The 18,785-nt window shown below is 64.5% G+C and carries 16 protein-coding genes; 5 read left to right on the forward strand and 11 right to left on the reverse strand.

Going from position 1 to position 18,785, the window contains the following annotated elements; translation table 11 throughout:
• Positions 1–2: 2 nt before the first annotated feature.
• A complete protein-coding gene (locus BRPE64_RS11070) occupies positions 3–1,259 on the reverse strand; it encodes a metallophosphoesterase family protein (protein ID WP_016346204.1) in 1,257 nt (418 codons plus the stop codon).
• A 187-nt stretch (positions 1,260–1,446) separates the two neighbouring features.
• Between BRPE64_RS11070 and BRPE64_RS11075 the strand changes: the two genes are divergently transcribed.
• Complete coding sequence (locus BRPE64_RS11075; protein WP_044041558.1) at positions 1,447–1,701, forward strand: hypothetical protein; 255 nt, start codon at positions 1,447–1,449, stop codon at positions 1,699–1,701.
• On the opposite strand, the gene rsmA is transcribed toward BRPE64_RS11075, so the two are convergent.
• From rsmA to BRPE64_RS11095, 4 genes are all read right to left on the reverse strand, one after another.
• The gene (gene rsmA / locus BRPE64_RS11080; protein WP_016346206.1) at positions 1,683–2,498 is read right to left on the reverse strand and encodes a 16S rRNA (adenine(1518)-N(6)/adenine(1519)-N(6))-dimethyltransferase RsmA; all 816 of its coding nucleotides are present in this window, start codon (positions 2,496–2,498) and stop codon (positions 1,683–1,685) included. The genes BRPE64_RS11075 and rsmA overlap by 19 nt on opposite strands.
• 34 nt (positions 2,499–2,532) lie before the next feature.
• Positions 2,533–3,516, reverse strand: coding sequence for a 4-hydroxythreonine-4-phosphate dehydrogenase PdxA (gene pdxA / locus BRPE64_RS11085; RefSeq protein WP_016346207.1), 984 nt, complete (start codon positions 3,514–3,516; stop codon positions 2,533–2,535).
• Positions 3,517–3,520: 4 nt separating this feature from the next.
• Positions 3,521–4,882 carry a peptidylprolyl isomerase gene (locus tag BRPE64_RS11090; RefSeq protein WP_016346208.1) on the reverse strand — a complete coding sequence of 454 codons (1,362 nt, stop codon included), beginning with the start codon at positions 4,880–4,882 and terminating at the stop codon, positions 3,521–3,523.
• A 136-nt stretch (positions 4,883–5,018) separates the two neighbouring features.
• The gene (locus tag BRPE64_RS11095) at positions 5,019–7,409 is read right to left on the reverse strand and encodes an LPS-assembly protein LptD (protein ID WP_016346209.1); all 2,391 of its coding nucleotides are present in this window, start codon (positions 7,407–7,409) and stop codon (positions 5,019–5,021) included.
• 217 nt (positions 7,410–7,626) lie between these two features.
• Between BRPE64_RS11095 and BRPE64_RS11100 the strand changes: the two genes are divergently transcribed.
• The 3 genes from BRPE64_RS11100 to purB all read left to right on the forward strand — a co-directional run bounded on the left by BRPE64_RS11100 (position 7,627) and on the right by purB (position 10,867).
• The gene (locus tag BRPE64_RS11100) at positions 7,627–8,652 is read left to right on the forward strand and encodes an aminoglycoside phosphotransferase family protein (protein ID WP_016346210.1); all 1,026 of its coding nucleotides are present in this window, start codon (positions 7,627–7,629) and stop codon (positions 8,650–8,652) included.
• A 7-nt stretch (positions 8,653–8,659) separates the two neighbouring features.
• Positions 8,660–9,361, forward strand: a complete 702-nt coding sequence (murU, locus tag BRPE64_RS11105) for an N-acetylmuramate alpha-1-phosphate uridylyltransferase MurU (protein ID WP_044042159.1) — start codon at positions 8,660–8,662, stop codon at positions 9,359–9,361.
• 117 nt (positions 9,362–9,478) lie between these two features.
• Entirely contained in the window at positions 9,479–10,867 is a 1,389-nt protein-coding gene (gene purB, locus BRPE64_RS11110; protein ID WP_044041560.1) for an adenylosuccinate lyase, read from the forward strand.
• A gap of 87 nt (positions 10,868–10,954) precedes the next feature.
• On the opposite strand, the gene BRPE64_RS11115 is transcribed toward purB, so the two are convergent.
• The 4 genes from BRPE64_RS11115 to edd all read right to left on the reverse strand — a co-directional run bounded on the left by BRPE64_RS11115 (position 10,955) and on the right by edd (position 15,780).
• Entirely contained in the window at positions 10,955–11,449 is a 495-nt protein-coding gene (locus BRPE64_RS11115; RefSeq protein WP_044042160.1) for a gluconokinase, read from the reverse strand.
• 10 nt (positions 11,450–11,459) lie between these two features.
• Positions 11,460–12,824, reverse strand: coding sequence for a GntP family permease (locus tag BRPE64_RS11120; protein ID WP_044042161.1), 1,365 nt, complete (start codon positions 12,822–12,824; stop codon positions 11,460–11,462).
• 286 nt (positions 12,825–13,110) lie between these two features.
• Positions 13,111–13,743, reverse strand: coding sequence for a bifunctional 4-hydroxy-2-oxoglutarate aldolase/2-dehydro-3-deoxy-phosphogluconate aldolase (gene eda / locus BRPE64_RS11125; protein WP_044041561.1), 633 nt, complete (start codon positions 13,741–13,743; stop codon positions 13,111–13,113).
• 87 nt (positions 13,744–13,830) lie between these two features.
• Positions 13,831–15,780 (reverse strand): phosphogluconate dehydratase, encoded by a 1,950-nt coding sequence (gene edd, locus BRPE64_RS11130; protein WP_016346217.1) that lies wholly within the window; start codon positions 15,778–15,780, stop codon positions 13,831–13,833.
• A 302-nt stretch (positions 15,781–16,082) separates the two neighbouring features.
• On the opposite strand from edd, the gene BRPE64_RS11135 reads away from it, so the two are divergent.
• Complete coding sequence (locus BRPE64_RS11135; RefSeq protein WP_016346218.1) at positions 16,083–16,922, forward strand: MurR/RpiR family transcriptional regulator; 840 nt, start codon at positions 16,083–16,085, stop codon at positions 16,920–16,922.
• Between the two features lie 36 nt (positions 16,923–16,958).
• Here BRPE64_RS11135 and BRPE64_RS11140 read toward each other — a convergent pair whose 3' ends face one another.
• Both BRPE64_RS11140 and BRPE64_RS11145 read right to left on the reverse strand, forming a co-directional pair.
• Positions 16,959–17,375 carry a CopD family protein gene (locus tag BRPE64_RS11140; RefSeq protein WP_016346219.1) on the reverse strand — a complete coding sequence of 139 codons (417 nt, stop codon included), beginning with the start codon at positions 17,373–17,375 and terminating at the stop codon, positions 16,959–16,961.
• 58 nt (positions 17,376–17,433) lie between these two features.
• Positions 17,434–18,705 carry a glutamate-5-semialdehyde dehydrogenase gene (locus BRPE64_RS11145; RefSeq protein WP_016346220.1) on the reverse strand — a complete coding sequence of 424 codons (1,272 nt, stop codon included), beginning with the start codon at positions 18,703–18,705 and terminating at the stop codon, positions 17,434–17,436.
• Positions 18,706–18,785 lie beyond the last annotated feature (80 nt).

Here is an 18,785-nt window from a genome sequence, read left to right on the forward strand (position 1 = left end):
GGCTACTCCGCGTCCGCCAGTTGCGCGATCAGACCGGAGCGCACTTCGCTCACCAGCTTCGCGAGGTCGCCGTTGCGGACGTGTTCGAGCTCGGGCACGGACTTGTGCAACTCGGCCGGCGCCTGCAACGCGAGCGCAAGGAGCCGTTCCTTCAGCATCTCCAGAAACTCGGGATCGGACTCGGCTTCGATCAGAAGGCCGTGCAGATCGGCGAGCGCATCGACGCGGCCGGATGCGGGTTCGCTGTGCGCGAGCGGCTCGGTCGCGATCTTCACTTTTTCGAGCCAGAGCCGGTCGTGGCTGATGGCCGCGATCTGCGCGAGCACTTCCGCGCGCAGTTGCGTTTCCAGCCCGAAGAGCGCGCCGTGCGCATGCGTCGCGCCGGTGATCGTCACGCGCACGGCGTGCGGCACGGACGACGCCGCTTCTTCGACGAGCACTTCGAGCGCGCGTCCGACCGCGAGCGCGACTTCATCGAGCGTGCCCGCCTGCGAGGCGTCCACCATGACGGACTCCCAGCGCAAGACATCGACGAAAAGCCGTTCGACGCTGACCTCTTCCGTCTCCGACACGCTCACGATCACCGCGCCACGCCTGCCCGTCTCGCGAATGTTGCGCCCTTGCAGATTGCCCGGAAACACGATCGTCGACGCTTCCTGCCAGATGGCGTACTCGTGCACGTGCCCGAGCGCCCAGTAGTGATATTGCTTCGCGTGCAGTTCGGCGATGGAGCACGGCGCGTAGGTCGCGTGCATCGAACTGCCTTCGAGCGCGGTATGCAGCACGCCGATGTTGAAATAACCCTCGATCGGCGCGGGATACGCGGTGACGAGATTCGTCGTGACCGCTTTTTCCTTGAAGCTGTGGCCGTGCAGCGCGACCTTCAAATTGTCGATGCGAAAGGTCTGCGGCTTGCGCGTCGAAAACGTGTGGACGTTGTCGGGCAATTGCAGTTGCGTCGTCATTTCGCTTTCGGCGTCGTGATTGCCGAACAGCACGTAGACCGGAATGCCCGCGCGGCGCAGGCGTCCCATCTCGCGGCAAAAGAAGATGCCGGTGTTGTAGTCGCGCCAGGTGCCGTCGTAGAGATCGCCCGCGATAACCATGAAATCGACCGCTTCTTCGACCGCGATATCGACAAGCTTCGTGAACGCTTCGCGCGATGCGCTGCGCAGCATCTCGGCGGGCGCGTCGGCATAGGCGGCGAGCCCGTGCAACGGGCTGTCGAGATGAATGTCCGCCGCGTGAATGAAGCGCATGCGCTGTCTCCGTAGAGGATATTTTCTGCCCGAGTCCCGCATCTTCGGGGACGACGATCATAGCAGCCGAGCGGGACACATCGCGTCCCGATTACGGTATGTCCGGCGCGCCCGATCGGGACGCCGGATGTCCCGCCGCGCCGCCAGAATCAATCGCTCGGATTCAACGCGACACGAGGCTACGACAATGAACGAAACACTCGAACGAAACGCCGCCCCGACGAGCCCTTACACCGCGAGAAACGTGGATGCCGCGATCAGGCATCTGGAGCGCGTTCTGTCGGCGGAAGGCGCGAATTCGCTGTTCGGCCAGACCTACTGGCGCACGCGCGTGCAACAGGTGAGCGCGACGCGCGGCCTGCAGCGCGAGCAGCGCGCACGCCTTGAGCGTCTGATGAAATTGCTCGCGGATGCCTGCTGCGTTCAGGCTTGCGAGCGCTGAACCGCCTGCGCGAGCGCGACGAATTCCGCGACGGGCACTTCTTCCGCGCGGCGTGTGAGGTCGAAGCCGAGGGCATCGAAATCGATCCGGTCGCGATAAGCCGCGAGGTTGTTGCGCAGCACCTTGCGGCGTTGCGCGAACGCCGCTTTCACGACATCCGACAACACGCGTTCATCCACGTCCGGCAACTCGTGCGGCGCGAACGGAATCATGCGCACGATCGCGGAGTTCACCTTGGGCGGCGGCTGGAACGACTCCGGCGGCACGTCGAGCATTTTGTCCATCGCGTAGCGGTATTGCAGCATCACGGAAAGACGCCCGTAGTCCTTGCTCGCGGGCTCTGCGATCATGCGTTCGACCACTTCGTCCTGCAGCATGAAATGCTGGTCGATGACCTTCGGCGCGAACGCCGTGAGATGAAACAGCAGCGGGCTCGAAATGTTGTACGGCAGATTGCCGACGATACGCAGCGTCGGCTTCTCGCCTTCGAGCGCGAGCGCGCCGAAATCGAAGTCGAGCGCGTCGGCGGAATGCACGACGAGCAGCTCGCCGAAACGCTTTTCCAGCCGTCCGATGAGATCGCGGTCCAGCTCGACCGCATGCAGCGGCGACTCGGGCGTGGCCACGCGGCCGATCAGCGGCTCGGTGAGCGCCGCGAGTCCCGGCCCGATCTCGACCATGCGTTCGCCGCGTCGCGGCGCGATGGTATCGACGATCGAATCGATCACACCCTGATCGACGAGAAAATTCTGCCCGAAGCGCTTGCGCGCGAAGTGGCCTTGATGTTTGGTCGCCATACTCGTTTTGAATGAAGCAGTCGCGCGGCGCGATTTACGCAGCGCGTTTGTGACGGGCCATCGTCACGGCGGCGTCGATGGCGGCGATCATGCTGCCCGCGTCCGCGCGGCCCGTGCCGGCGAGATCGAGCGCGGTGCCATGATCGACCGACGTGCGGATGATCGGCAAGCCGAGCGTCACGTTGATGCCTTCGCCGAAGGTCGCGTACTTCAGCACCGGCAGGCCCTGGTCGTGGAACATGGCGAGCACGCAATCGGCGTCTTTCAGATAGCGCGGCTGGAACAGCGTGTCGGCAGGATACGGACCGGGCGCATCGATGCCGCGCGCGCGGGCGCGTTCGAGCGCGGGCGTAATCACGTCGATTTCCTCGCGGCCGAGATAACCGTTTTCACCCGCATGCGGATTGAGCCCGGTCACGAGAATGCGCGGCGCGGCAAGGCCGAAATGCGCGCGCAAATCGTGATCGATGATCGCCAGCGTCTCGACCAGCCCGTCGATGCTGAGCGCGGCGGACACGTCCTTCAGCGGCAGATGCGTGGTTGCGAGCGCGACGCGCAGCGGACGTTCGCCCGAACCCGCCAGCATCATGACGACGCGCGGCGTATGCGTGCGCTCGGCGAGATATTCGGTGTGGCCGGTGAAGGGAACGCCGGCATCGTTGATCGTGCTTTTCTGGAGCGGCGCGGTGACGATTGCGTCGAAACGGCCGGAAACCGCGCCGTCGATGGCGGCATCGAGCAGGCCAAGCACGTAGCGCCCGTTGGCCGCATTAAGCTTGCCCGGCTCGGCAGCAACCGCGAGCGGCCGATGCTCGATCTCGACGGCCACGCCCGCCACCGGCCAGTTCGTGCCGGCGCGCGCTTGCAGCAGCGCGCGGTCGCCGAGCACGGTGAAGCGGGCATGTGGCCAGCGCTCGTGCGCTTGCCGGAGCGCCGCCGCCGTGAGTTCCGGACCGACGCCGGCCGGCTCGCCGGTCGTAATGGCGATGGCGAGCGGACGGGCGGCGGCGGTGCCCATGAGCTTACTGTGGCTGGGCGGCGACGCCCTTGTATTGCACGTACGCGGTGTCGCGCAGTTCGCGCAGCCAGTCGGAATAGGCTTGCTCGGCCTTGCGCTGGCCGATTGCCTGACGCGCGATGTCGAGCTGTTGCGTAGCCGAACCTTCTGCCTCGCGGCGGCCGAGCACCTGAATCAGGTGATAGCCGTACTCGCTGCGCACCGGATCACTGACGGCGTTGTCTTGCAGACTGTTCATCGCGCGCTCGAATTCGGGCACGGTTTCGCCCGGGCTGATCCAGCCGAGATCGCCGCCTTGCGAGGCCGAGCCGTCCTGCGAATAAGTGCGCGCGAAATTGGCGAAGTCACCGCCCGAGAGCACTTGCTGCTTGATGTCGAGCAGTTTCTGGCGCGCAGCCTGCTCCGACATGCCGTCCGACACGCGCAGCAGAATGTGGCGCACGTGCGTCTGCACGAGCTTGGGCGCATCGGCGGCCGTGCCCTGACTTGCGCGGCGATCCACCAGCTTGATGACCTCGAAGCCGCCGCTCGTGCGCAGCAGCGTCGGCGCGACCTGGCCCGGACGCAGTGTCGCCACCGCGCTCACGATGCCCGGCGGCAACGAACCCGGCGTGCGGAAGCCCAGATCGCCGCCCTTGTTCGCATCGGTATCCTGCGAATTGTTTTTCGCAAGTTTCTCGAAGTCGTCGCCGTTCAGCGCCTGTTTGAGCACGGCGTCGGCCTTGCTCTGAACCGCGTTCACGTCGGACTCGGGCGCGTCTTGCGCGACCTTGAACATGATGTGCTGCAGACGCAGATCGCTCGTGTTGCGCGCGCCCGGACCGCGCTGGCTCGCAATGTAGTTCGCCACTTCGCCGTCGGACACGGTGACCTTGGTGTCCACTTCCTTCTCGCGCAGCTTGGAAAGCGTCAGTTCCGTGCGGGCATCGCGCACGAACGTGGCCCAGGGCACACCCTGCGCCTCGATACGCGAACGGTAGACGTCGAGCGTCATCTGGTTTTGCTGGGCGAGACGCGAAAGCGTGCGGTTCACGGTGGCATCGTCGATGTTGATGCCGTCTTCCTTCGCGCGCTGAAGCTGGATGCGTTCGAGCACCATTTGATCGAGCACCTGCCGCTGCAACTGATCGGCGGGCGGCACGGGCGCGTTCTGCTGCTGCAGACGCTTGGCGATCAGCGCCGAGCGTTCCGCCAGCTCGCGCCGGGTGATGACGCCGTCGTTCACCACGGCGACGACGGAATCGGCGACCTGCGCACTGCTGCGGTTCGACAACGCCTGCGCACCGGCCGGCGTACTCAGGACCAACGCGGCAGCGAGCGCACCCGCTGCAACTGCCGTCGATCGAAACAATTTCACGTTTGCCACAGATACTCCATCGATTACCAGCTTCACCGTTCGTGTGCTGCGTGTGTGTGCTGCGTGTGTACTACCCGAGCGCGACGACCGGCGCCGCTGTTTGCTACGTATTCTTCGATGCCGCGCCGATACGTTCGTTCCGGCTTCACTCGTAGTCGCTGTAGCGAGCGAGCGGCGGCGGCGGCGCCGGCGGCGGCTGATAGCCCGCCACGCTCGCGCGGAATGCGCTGACAAGTCCGTTGTCGACGTTCGACAAGCCCTTGAAGGTCAGCTGCGCGAGCACGCGCGTGCCCGACGATGGCTGGCCCTGCGTGTTCACGCCGTTGGCGTAGCGCTGCATGCCGAAGCCGAACGCCCAGCAGTCGGCATCGTACTGGAAGCCCACGAGCCCGTCGACGAGACGATGGCTCGCGAGATCGTAGTTCACGCGGCCGACAGCGTAGAGGCGGTTCGTGAGCGGCCATTCGCCGGAAACCAGGATCTGGTTGATCGGCTCGTTGACCAGCGTGGTCTGGTTCGAGCGCGTGTACCGGTAGCCGACGTTGATGACCTTGCGTGTCTCGGGGCTGAATGCAAAACCCACGCTCGAACGCACGAGCTGGTTGTTGTCGACATTATATTGGAACGCCGTTTCCGAAGCGAAACCAGCACCCAGCTTGATGGCCGCCCCCGCGATCAGGTCCGAGTGCTTCGCCTGCTCCGGCAGTTGGCCCGGCGTGATCGTGACGCGCTGGCTTTGGAAATAATACTGCTGAGCGATGACAAAACGCGCGCGCTCGTCGCCCGTCGCCGGGTTGATGAAGCGCGTCGTGAGGCCGGCGGTGATGCGGTTCGCGTCCGCCACGCGATCGTTGCCGACGAAGGTGTTCGGCGTGTAGATCTCGGCGAGCCCGAAGTCGGCCTCGGCGGTATCGAAGATCGGCGCGAAATCCTGATTGTGATACGGCGTGTAGACGTAGTAGAGCCGCGGCTCCAGCGTCTGAATGTAATCCTGGCCGAAGAGCCGGACCGAACGGTCGAACACGAGCCCGGTGTCGAAACTGAGGGTCGGGATCGACTCGGTGAAATTCTTGGGCTGCCCCGCGACCGGCGGCGACGAACCCGCGACCTGCGTGCTCGCGATATGGCTCAGATCGTACGACGCGAAGTGCCACTGCACCTTCGGCGTGATGAAGTAGCCCGGCGCGTTGACCCCGTAGCTCAAGTACGGATTGAAATAGAGCCGGTTGCCGTCGGTGGCGCCGTCGGTTGTGATCGTGAAGCGCGTGGCATCGAGTTCCGCGCCGTAATCGAAACCGCCGACGTTGTACTTGTTGTACTGCACGTTCACCTGCGGCTCGCGCGCGTACGGCGGCACCGAAGGCTGCAACGTCTGCCAGCGCTGCTCGCGGGCAAGCACCGACCACGGGCCGTTGTTGTACGTGAGCCCGGCTTCCTGCTGATACAGCAACTGCGTGCCGTTCAGGAACTGATTCGACGCGTTGCCGAGGTCTTCCGGATATTGATCGTCCGAGACCTTGTTGTAATTAACGTATCCACCGAAGCCGCCGCCGAAATTCTGCCGATGCTGCCAGAAGATCGCATAGCGGTTCGTGTGCGTTTCCCGGTCGTTCGGCAGGTAGTCGCCGGTGAACGATCCCGAATATGTCGGCGACAGATACCGGTATGTGGCTTCCCCGAGCACGCCGCGGCGCGTCATGATGCGCGGCGTGACGGTCAGATCGCGATTCGGCGCGATGTTGAAATAATACGGAATCGTCGCTTCGAAACCGGTGGTCGAGCTGATCGAGAACGTCGGCGGCAAGAGACCGCTGCGGCGATCGCCCGTCAGCGGAAACGACAGCCACGGGCTCGCGAACACCGGCACGCCCTGGAAGAACAGCACGCCGTTATGCGCGATGCCCTCTTCGGCGCCGGTGTCGAAATCGAACGACGTGCCCTTGATGTACCACGCCGGATCGGTGTCGCATGCGCACGCCGTGTACGTGCCGTGATCGACGCGCGCGCGCTCGTTGTCGATCATGTCGACGCGCTCGGCGCTGCCGGAGCCGCCCGTCAGATTGAAGCGGTATTTCGGGTTCGTCATGAACCCTTCGTTCGCCTCGATCTTGAGGTGCGCTTCCGGGCCGACGAAGGACACGCCGTTGTTGATCAACCTGACATTGCCGAAAGCATCGGCCATGTCCGTGTCCTGATCGTAGTGCAGCGCGTCGGACTTGATGACAGTCACCGTGCGGCGCACTTCGGCCGAGCCTTTCGCGGCCATGTCTTCGTCGGAGGTGCCGGTGGCTTTGTCGCTCAGCAGGAACGTCGAGGGCTGCTGGCCGCTCTGCAGCGGGCGCTCCTCGAGTTGCGGCGCGAGACGCAGGCTGTCGGCACCGGCGAGCGGCGCGGGATAGGCGGCATCGCCCACGAGCTGGGCGTGCGCGAGAGCGGGCATCAGGCCCGGAACGGACAAAAGCGCGACGACGAGCCGCCGCCTGCGTGGCTGATCGTCGCTTTTGATCTTCGATACGGGAAACTGTCGTGGCGGCATGTATGGGTGGCGGTTCGATCCCGTTCGCGTCCCACGCGCTCGATGCCACCGGGCAGGCGGCCGCGTCGCTACCGCAGTCGAACTTGACGGTCCGTTGCTGAGCATTTGAATCGAACGGTGACGCTCACAGTCGTCGGGGGCCTGGCGCCAGGCGTGAAACGGATCGCATAAAAAGTCGTGGGGTATTATATGGCAAGATGTTTGGCCCCTCGAATTTATGACGCACATTCCTTCAGACGCCCGCCTTGATCAACTCAACGCGTGGCTCCAGAGCTTCGCCGTCCGCTACCGGCTGGACGTGGCAAGTCTTGCCCCCGCTTCCGCCGATGCAAGCTTTCGTCGCTACTTCCGCCTCGGCAGCGCGGCGGAGTTCGGCAAGACGCTGATCGCCGTCGACGCGCCGCCGCCCGAAAAATGCCGCGAGTTCGTGCAGGTCGCCGGGCTGCTCGACGCTGCGAACGTCCACGTGCCGAAAGTCCTCGAAGTCGATTTCGATGCCGGTTTCATGCTCGTGACCGATCTCGGCACGACGACCTACATCTCCGTGCTCGACGAGAAGAACGCGCGCGGGCTGATGCGCGACGCCATCGACACCTTGATTCGCTTCCAGCGGAGCGCGCGCGAAGGCGTGCTGCCATCGTTCGACGAAGCGTTCCTGCGCCGCGAGATGGAACTGATGCCCGAATGGTTCATGGGCCGCCATCTGAGCCGCAAAGTCACCGCCGACGAACGCAAGACCCTCGACGATACCTTCACGCTGCTCGTGCAGAGCGCGCTCGCGCAGCCGCAGACTTTCATGCTGCGCGACTTCATGCCGCGCAATCTGATGGTGTGCGAGCCGAATCCCGGCGTGCTCGACTTTCAGGACGCGGTGTTCGGCCCGATCACGTACGACATGGCCTCGCTCATGCGCGACGCCTTCATCAGCTGGGACGAGGAGTTTCAGCTCGACTGCATCGCGTATTACTGGGAGCAGGCGAAAAAGGCGGGACTGCCCGTCGATGCCGATTTCGGCGAGTTCTATCGCCAGCTCGAGTGGATGGGCCTGCAACGCCACATCAAAGTGCTCGGGCTGTTCGCGCGCATCCATTACCGCGACGGCAAGCCGCGCTATCTCGCCGATCTGCCGCGTTTCATGGGCTACGCGCGCCGTGTCGCGGAACGCTACGCGCCGCTCTGGCCGTTCGCCCGTCTGCTCGATTCGCTGGAAGGCCGGGCGGTCGAAGTCGGCTATACCTTCTGAAATGACGATGACGCACGCTCTGAAAACGGCGATGATCTTCGCCGCCGGCCGTGGCGAACGCATGCGGCCGCTCACCGACACCTGTCCGAAACCCTTGCTCGAAGCGGGCGGCAAGCCGCTCATCGTCTGGCAGATCGAGCGGCTGGCGGCGGCGGGTATCGAGACCGTCGTCATCAATCATGCGTGGCTCGGCGAGCAGATCGAAAGCGCGCTCGGCGACGGTTCGCGCTGGGGCGTCACGCTGCGCTATTCGGCGGAAACCAGCGCGCTGGAGACGGCGGGCGGCATCGCGCAGGCGCTGCCTATGATCGGCGACGGCGTGTTCATCGCGGTGAGCGGCGACATCTTCTGCGATTTCGATTACGCGACGCTGCGCGCTCCCGCCGATGCGCTGCAGACGCAGCAAGAACCCGGCATGCATCTCGTGATGGTGCCGAATCCGCCGTTCCATCCGGCGGGCGATTTCGCGCTCAAAAACGGCACGCTCGCACTCGAAGGCGCGCCGCGCTACACCTTCGGCAATATCGGTCTGTACGACACGCGCATGTTCCGCGATCTCGCGCCCGGCACGCGCCGCGCGCTCACGCCTTATTACCGCGAAACCATCGCGGCCGGGCGCGCACGCGGCGAACTGTACGAAGGCCGCTGGGAAAACGTCGGCACGCCCGCGCAACTGCGCACGCTCGACGAAGAACTGCGCACGCGCTAAACGCTGAGCGCCGGGCGCCCGGCTCGCGACGGCCTGAAGCGGATTGGGACGCATCCGATGGTAAAATGCGCGGTTCTCCCGCCTTTTCCAGCGCAAGCCGCAGCCGATACCGCCATCATGTCCGATACCCGCCCCGATACCCTCTTCGCGCTCACCGCGCTCTCGCCGCTCGACGGCCGCTACGCCGGCAAGACCGAGGCCCTGCGCGACTGGCTCTCCGAAGCCGCGTTCATGCGCCATCGCGTGACGGTCGAGATTCACTGGCTGATCGCGCTGTCGCGTGCGGGCTTCGCCGAAGTGCCGCGTTTTTCCGATGCATCCGAGCAGTTCCTGCTGAGTCTCGCCGAGCGCTTCACCGCGCACGATGCGGCGCGCATCAAGGACATCGAGCGCGTCACGAATCACGACGTGAAGGCCGTCGAATACTGGCTCAAGGAGTCGGTGAAGGGCCAGCCGGAACTGGAGCGCGCGAGCGAGTTCATCCACTTCGCGTGCACGTCCGAAGACATCAACAACACGTCGCACGGCCTGATGCTCGCGGGCGCGCGCGAACACGTGATCCTGCCCGCGCTGCGCTCGGTGCACGAGCGCCTCGTGAAGCTCGCGCACGCGCAGGCCGACCAGCCGATGCTCTCGCGCACGCACGGTCAGCCCGCCAGCCCGACGACGCTCGGCAAGGAAATCGCGAACGTCGCGGCGCGCCTGTCGCGGGCGATCGAACGCGTCGCGCAGGTGCCGCTGCTCGGCAAGATGAACGGCGCGGTCGGCAACTACAACGCGCATCTGTCGGCGTATCCGGAGTTCGACTGGGAAGCGTTTTCGAAGGATGTCGTCGAGAACCGGCTTAAGCTCACGTTCAATCCGTACACGATTCAGATCGAGCCGCACGACTACATGGCCGAACTGTTCGACGCCGTCGCGCGCGCCAATACCATCCTGCTCGACCTCGACCGCGACGTGTGGGGCTACATCTCGCTCGGCTACTTCAAGCAGCGCACGAAGGCCGGAGAAATCGGCTCGTCGACGATGCCGCACAAGGTCAATCCGATCGACTTCGAAAACTCGGAAGGCAATCTCGGCCTCGCGAACGCGACGCTGCGCCACCTCGCCGACAAACTGCCGGTCTCGCGCTTCCAGCGCGACCTGACGGATTCGACCGTGCTGCGCAACATCGGCGTGGCGTTCGGCTATTCGCTGCTCGCGTATGACGCGCTGATTCGCGGCCTCGACAAGCTCGAAGTCAACGCGGCACGCCTGAACGAAGATCTCGACAATACGTGGGAAGTGCTCGCCGAGCCGGTGCAGACGGTCATGCGCCGCTACGGCATCGAGAACCCGTACGAGCAGTTGAAGGAACTGACGCGCGGCAAGGGCATCACGCGCGAGGCGCTGCAGACGTTCATCGCCGGCCTCGCTATTCCGGCCGACGCGAAAAAGCTGCTGCTGGAGATGACGCCGGCCTCGTATATCGGCAAGGCGGCGGAGCTGGCGAAGCGCATCGCGTAAGGCGCATCGATGTCGATCTGACGTCGCTGCAATACATAAGGCCCCGCGTCTCGCGACGCGGGGCCTTCGTTTTTGAGGGCAGCGCGATCAGCGCGTCTCCAGTTCCTTCATCACGATTTCGACGATTTCTTCAGGCGTATTCTCGATGCTCACCACAATCGCCTCGTCCGTGCCCGGCGGTTCGAGCGTGTCGAGCTGGCTCTTGAGCAGCGACGGATCGAAGAAATGGCCGGTGCGCGTCGCAAGCCGTTCGTGCAGCACTTCGTACGTGCCTTCCAGATAGACGAAGCACACGTCGCGGTCGCCGTCGCGCAGCACGTCGCGATAGGAACGCTTCAGCGACGAGCACGTAAACACCGCCGTCTCGCCCGCGCGCTGCTTGTCCTCGATCGCCGCGCGAATCGTCTTGAGCCACGGCCAGCGGTCGTCGTCGGTCAGAGGAATGCCCTTGTGCATCTTCTCCTTGTTGGCGGCGCTGTGAAACGCGTCGCCGTCGGTGAACGAGCATTGCAGGCGCTCCGCCAGCAACTCGCCGATGCGGGTCTTGCCGGCGCCCGACACACCCATCGCGATCAGAATCATCGACATCTCCTTATATGACCGCCGCGAGCGCGAAGGTCAACCCGAGCCCCATCAGGGAAATGATGGTTTCGAGCAACGACCAGGTCTTGAATGTCTGACCGACGGTCATCCCGAAATACTCTTTGATCAGCCAAAAGCCGCCATCGTTCACATGCGAGAAGATCAGCGAGCCGGAGCCGGTGGCGAGCACCAGCAGTTCCGGGCTCGTGTGACCGCCCGCGGCCGCCGCGATCGGCGCGACGATGCCGCACGCGGTGGTCATCGCGACCGTCGCCGAACCGGTGGCGAGGCGGATCAGCGCGGCGACGAACCAGCCCAACAGCAGCGGCGACAGATGCGCCTGCGATGCGGTCGCCACGATCTGCTGCGAAATGCCGCTGTCGCGCAGCACTTGCCCGAAGCCGCCGCCCGCGCCGACGATCAGCGTGATGCCCGCGATCGGCGCAAGACACTCGCCGCAGAACTTCTGAATCTGATCGCGGTTGAAGCCGCGCTTCGCGCCGAAGGTCCAGAAGCTGACCAGCACAGCGATCAGAAGCGCCATATCCGACTGGCCGATGAAGCGCAGCAAATCATTGGGCAGCGTCTTCGGCGTGAAGACCAGATCCGCCCAGCTGCCGACGAGCATCAGGATCACCGGCAGCAAAATGGTGAACAGCGTGATGCCGAAGCTCGGCAACTCGCGCTTCACCGCGGTGTCGCCGTGTTTTTCGGTGAACTGGTCGGCGAGCGCGTTGGTATCCGGCAGCTTGATGTATTTGCTGATCAGAAGCGCAAACAACGGACCCGCGACGATTGCCGTCGGCACGCCGACGATCAGCCCGTAAGCGATCGTCTTGCCGATATCCGCGTGATACTGCTGCACCGCGAGCAGCGCGGCCGGGTGCGGCGGAATCAGGCCGTGCACGACCGAGAGGCCCGCGACCATCGGCAGGCCGATCAGCAGCAGCGACTTGCCGGTGCGCTTGGCGACGTTGAACGCGATCGGAATCAACAGCACGAAGCCGACTTCGAAGAACACCGGCAAGCCGACGATGATCGCGACGACCATCATCGCCCAGTGAATGTTCTTCTCGCCGAACAGATTGATCAGCGTATTGGCGATGCGCTCGGCGCCGCCGGATTCGGCCATCATCTTGCCGAGCATCGTGCCGAGACCCACGACCACGGCAATGTGGCCGAGCGTATTGCCGTTGCCGGTTTCGAACGATTTGACGATCTTGTCCATCGGCATGCCGACCGCAAGCGCGAGCAGCACGGACACGATCATGAGGACGAGGAATGGATAGACTTTATAGCGTGCGATCATCAGGATCAAAACCGCGATCGCGATCACCGCGTAGAGCAGCAACATGCTCCCGTGGACGGCTGGCATGACGCCTCCTTTCATAACGTTGAGGTTGTTTTTCTGCGCTATGGATGCGTTTGCCGTCGCTGCACTGCACACCTCGGCAATGTCCGGCAAGCGCGCACATGGCGCTGGGCCACAGAATTTTACTTGTAAGCGGGGCGTTTGGCGGGGAAGACGCTGCTCTTTGGCGTCTTTATGTGTGTCCGGCGGCGATCCTGCGGGAAAACTCAGGATTACCAAACTTCCGGATAAGTGATAGGCGCGCACCGGGCGCGCCTGTCGGGTACACGCTTAATTCGCTGACTTCGTTTTATTTATGCGGCGCGAGTTCGCTCGCGGCGCGCGCGAGGCGCGTGACTTCTTCCCAGTTTTGCGCGGCGAGCGCGGCCTTCGGCGTTAGCCACGAGCCGCCCACGCACACCACGTTCGGTTGCGCGAGAAAGCTCGGCGCGGTTTCGGCCGTGATGCCGCCCGTCGGGCAAATCTTGAGGTTCGGGAAGGGGCCGTGGAATGCTTGCAGCATCGGGATGCCGCCGGCCTGCTGCGCCGGGAAAAACTTGACGATCTCGTAGCCCAGTTCCATCGCGGCGATGATGTCGGACGGCGTCATCACGCCCGGCAGAAGCGGCAATCCCGCGTCCTGGGCGGCCTTGTGCATGTCTTTCGTGAGACCCGGCGACACGCCGAACTGCGCGCCCGCCTTCTTCGCCTGCGCGCAATGCTCGGGCTTCGTGATCGTGCCCACGCCGACGACGATATCGTCCGCGAGCTGGCTTGCGCGCTCGATCGCGGCGATGCCCGCCGCCGTGCGCAGCGTGATTTCGAGCACTTTCACGCCGCCGGCGTGCAGCGCGCGCGAGACGTGCTCGCCCTGTTCCACCGAATCGAAAGCCAGCACCGGGATCACCGGTCCCAGACGCACGATTTCGCTTACCGTTTTCATTTGATGCGACTCCTGGTTTTTGTGCGGCGCCCGCTGCATAGGCGGGTCTGTCCGCGGGTTTCTCTCAGGTTCCCGGCGCCGGGTTGCTCATTGATGCGTGGCGTGCGCCTTGTTCAGCGCCGATGCCGCAGCGCGCGCGTTGTCGCGCAATGGATTGCGCTCCCGCGCGGACCCGCCGTGCGCGCTCGAACCGTGGCCGTCCGGCGCGCCGACCAGCGGACCGAACACCGACGCGCCCTCTTCCGCCGGCAGCGCCGCGCTGCGGAACACGCCGAACAGTTCGCGGCCGAAGCCGACTTCGTTGTCCGCCTGACGCAGCGGCGCCTCGACTTCCCGCGCCGCCCACTCGTTCACGTCGATCTCGATATCGAGCACGCCCGCGGGCGCGTCGATCACCAGCATGTCGCCGGTGCGGACCTTGCCGAGCGGCCCGTGCAGCAGCGCTTCGGGCGATACGTGAATGACGGCCGGCACCTTGCCCGACGCGCCCGACATGCGGCCATCGGTGACGAGCGCCACATGAAAGCCCTGATCCTGCAACACGCCGAGCAGCGGCGTCAACCGATGCAGTTCCGGCATGCCGTTCGCCCGCGCGCCCTGAAAGCGCACCACGGCGACGAAATCGCGCTTCAGTTCGCCCTTGTCGAACGCTTCCTGCACTTCTTCCTGCGAATTGAAGACGATGGCCGGCGCCTTCACCACGCGATGCTCAGGCGCGACCGCCGAAATCTTGATGACGCCGCGCCCGAGCTTGCCCTGCATGAGACGCAGGCCGCCGTCCGGTTGGAACGGCACGCCGATGCCGCGCAGCACCTTGTCGTCGTGACTTTCGGCGGCGCCGTCGACCCATTGCAGCTTGCCGTCGATTAGCTTCGGTTCCTTCGTGTAATGCGACAGACCAAAGCCTGCAACCGTCTGCACATCTTCGTGCAGCAGCCCGCCTTCGAGCAGATTGCGCACGAGGAACGCGACGCCGCCCGCCGCGTGGAAATGGTTCACGTCGGCCTTGCCATTCGGGTAGATCTTCGCGAGCAGCGGCACCACTTGCGAGAGTTCGTCGAAGTCGTTCCAGTCGATGATGACGCCCGCCGCCCGCGCGATCGCCACGAGATGCAGCGTGTGATTGGTCGAGCCGCCGGTCGCGAGCAACGCGACGATGCCGTTGACGATCGCCTTTTCGTCGACGACGCGGCCGATCGGCGTGTAGTTGCCGCGCTCGTGCGTCAGGTCCAGCACGCGGCGCGCGGCCTCGGCGGTGAGCGCGTCGCGCAGCGGCGTGTGCGGATGCACGAACGCCGAACTGGGCAGATGCAGGCCCATCACTTCCATCAGCATCTGGTTGCTGTTGGCCGTGCCGTAGAACGTGCAGGTGCCGTGGCCGTGATAGGCGGCCGCTTCCGCTTCGAGCAGCGCGCTGCGGTCGCACTTGCCGGTCGCGAACTCCTGGCGCACCTTCGCCTTGTCGTCGTTGGTGAGGCCGCTCGTCATCGGGCCGGCGGGCACGAAAATGGTCGGCAGATGCCCGAACTGCAACGCGCCGATCGCCAGGCCCGGCACGATCTTGTCGCAGACGCCGAGACACAGCGCGGCGTCGAACATGTTGTGCGTGAGGGCGACCGCCGTGCTCATCGCGATCACTTCGCGCGAAAACAGCGACAGTTCCATGCCCGCGTTGCCCTGCGTGATGCCGTCGCACATGGCGGGCACGCCGCCCGCGAACTGCGCGATGCCGCCGTGCTCGCGCGCCGCCTGCTTGATGATGTCCGGAAAGCTTTTGTACGGCGCGTGCGCGGACAGCATTTCGTTATACGACGACACAATGCCGACATTCGGCTCGCGCACCGCCTTGATCGCGAATTTTTCCTGGCCTTCGAGACCGGCGAAGCCATGCGCGAGATTCGCGCACGACAGTGCGCCGCGCGCGGGGAACATGCCTTGCGCAGCGTCGATGCGCGCGAGATAGGCCGCACGCGTCGGCTTGCTGCGCTCGATGATGCGGTCGGTGACTTTTTTGAGTTGCGAATGCGGGGAAACCATCGATGCTCCTTCGTCTCACTCCCGGCGCGCCTGCCGTCGAGCTTTGGGTTTTGAATCGCGAGGAACGGCGGATTGGGTCTTTGTAGTGTCTGTGTGCCGATGTCCGGAATATTAGTAGAAAAACTACACGAAGACAACGCGCTTTTCCGGCACAATCGTTAAGCGATCGCTTATCTCTGTGCCTTTTCTGGAGCGCATCTCAGGGAAATCCCTGAGATTCTTCGTCGAAAATATGTAGTATTTGTACAAGACCGATCATCGGCTATAGTCGCAGGCAATTTTCAGCATAGGCGAGATTTCCGATGTTGCTGTCCCAAGTCGAAGCGATGCGCGAACAGTTGCGCCCCTCGGAGCGCAAGCTGGCCGATTACGTGCTCGAAGCGCCGCGCGAAGTGCTCGATCTGTCGATGACCGATTTCGCCGCGCGCGCGGGCGTCAGCCAGCCGACTATCGCGCGTTTCTGTCAGGCGCTAGGTTTCTCGGGATTTCGCGAGTTCAAGATACGCCTCGCTCAAAGCGTAGCAGCCGACGTTCCCACGGTTTATCGCGACGTGCGCAGCGACGAGCCCGCCGCCGGCGTCGCGGCGAAGGTGCTGGACCGGACCATCGGCGCGCTGATTCAGGTGCGCAATAGTCTTTCGTCGGACAGCGTGGCGGCGGCGATCGCACTGCTGGCGCAGGCGCGGCGCATCGAGTTTTACGGCGCGGGCGGCTCGGGTATCGCCGCGCTCGACATGCAGCACAAGTTCTTCAAGCTGGGCGTGCCGTCGGTCGCCTATTCCGATCCGCATACGTACACGACTTCCGCCGCGCTGCTGGGCGACGGCGATGTCGTCGTCGCGATCTCGAACACGGGCCGCACGCGCGACATTCTGGACGCGTGCAAATCGGCGCTGCACGGCGGCGCGAAGGTCATCGCGATCACGCACGGCAACTCGCCGCTCGCGCGCATGGCGACGGTCGGACTCTTCGCCAACGTCGATGAAGACACGGATATTTTTTCGCCGATGACGTCACGCGTTTCGCATCTCGCGATCGGCGACATTCTGGCGGTGGGCCTTGCGCTCGCGCGCGGGCCGGAACTGGCGGAGAAGCTCGCCGAAGCGAAAGACGTGCTGGAGAGCCGGCGCGTGGGCACGTGAGCCGCGCGCGCGGCCCACGCTAAAAACGCTAAAAACTCAGAATGGCTTGATGACGACGAGCAGCGTCGCGCCGAGCAACCCGAGCACGGGCAATTCGTTGAACATGCGGTACCATTTGTCCGAGCGCGTGTTTTCGCCGCGCTGGAAGGTATGCAGCAGGCGCCCGCAATACGCGTGATACACGATGATCAGCGCGACGATCGTGAGCTTTGCGTGCAGCCAGCCCTGCCCCGCGCCGATCCCGACGACGAGCCACAGCCACAACCCGCAGGCGAGCGCCGGCACCGCGATGAACGTCATGAAGCGAAACAACTTGCGCGCCATCAGCAACAGGCGCGCGGTGGCGGCGGCGTCCGTTTCCATCGCGAGGTTCACGAAAATGCGCGGCAGATAAAAAAGCCCCGCGAACCACGAAGCCACCAGCACGATATGCAGCGATTTGATCCAGAGCATCGTTCTTGTCGTTCGGGCGTGCTTGTTGGTGGAATTGTTGCGGAAAGGATGAGCGGGATTACCGGCGCACTTCCCCGCGGCCGAGCACGACGTATTTCAGCGACGTCAGCCCGTCCAGCCCGACCGGGCCGCGCGCGTGCAGCTTGTCGTTCGAAATGCCGATTTCTGCGCCCAGCCCGAACTCGAAGCCATCGGCGAAACGCGTCGACGCGTTGACCATCACGCTCGCCGAATCGACTTCGCGCAGGAAACGCATCGCGCGGTCGTGGTCTTCGGTGACGATCGCGTCGGTGTGATGCGAGCCGTAGGTGTTGATATGGTCGATGGCTTCGTCGAGACCGCCGACGACCTTGATCGACAGAATCGGCGCGAGATATTCCGTGCTCCAGTCTTCCTCGGTCGCGTCCACGAGCGAGCCGATCCGCGCCGCTTCCAGCACGGCGCGCGCTTCGGCGTCGACGCGCAGTTCGACCTCCTTCGCCTGATACGCGCGCGCGAGCGGCGGCAGCGCCTCGCCCGCAATGCCGCGCGCGACGAGCAGCGTTTCCATCGTGTTGCAGGTGCCGTAACGATGCGTCTTCGCGTTGTCGCAAATGGCCGCCGCCTTGCCGAGATCCGCGCGATCGTCCACGTAGACGTGGCAGATGCCGTCCAGATGCTTGATCATCGGCACGCGGGATTCTTCCATCAGCCGCGCGATCAGGCTCTTGCCGCCGCGCGGCACGATCACGTCGACGAATTCGGTCATCGTGATGAGCTTGCCGACCGCCGCGCGATCCGCCGTCTCGACGACCTGCACGGCGTCCTGCGGCAAACCGGCTGCCGCAAGCCCGATGCCGATCAGCTTCGCGAGCGCCGTGTTGCATTCGAGCGCTTCGGAGCCGCCGCGCAGAATGGTTGCGTTGCCGGATTTGAGACAAAGCGCGGCGGCGTCGATGGTCACGTTCGGCCGCGATTCGTAGATGATGCCGATCACGCCGAGCGGCACGCGCATTTGTCCGACCTGAATGCCGCTCGGGCGAAACTTGAGCCCGCTGATTTCGCCGATCGGATCGGCGAGGCCGGCGACCTGGCGCAGGCCTTCGACCATCGTGTCGAGCGCCTTCTCCGAGAGCGTCAGGCGGTCGATGAACGCGGCGTCGTGGCCTTTTTCGCGCGCCCGGGCGAGATCGCGCGCGTTCGCCTGCTTGAGCGCCTCGCGCTCGCGTTCGATGGCGTCGGCCACCGCCAGCAGCGCCGCGTTCTTCGCAGCCGTGGACGCCCGCGCCATCGCGCGCGACGCCGTGCGGGCGCGGCGGCCGAGGTCGGTCATGTATTGATCGATGTTCATCGTCAGTCTCGTTTCGTGAGCGGAGGCGCGCAGCAAGGCGCCTCGGAGGCACAGAATCACATTTTAAGCGGTTGTGCGCG

This window comes from Caballeronia insecticola (assembly GCF_000402035.1).
GTDB classification, from domain to species: domain Bacteria; phylum Pseudomonadota; class Gammaproteobacteria; order Burkholderiales; family Burkholderiaceae; genus Caballeronia; species Caballeronia insecticola.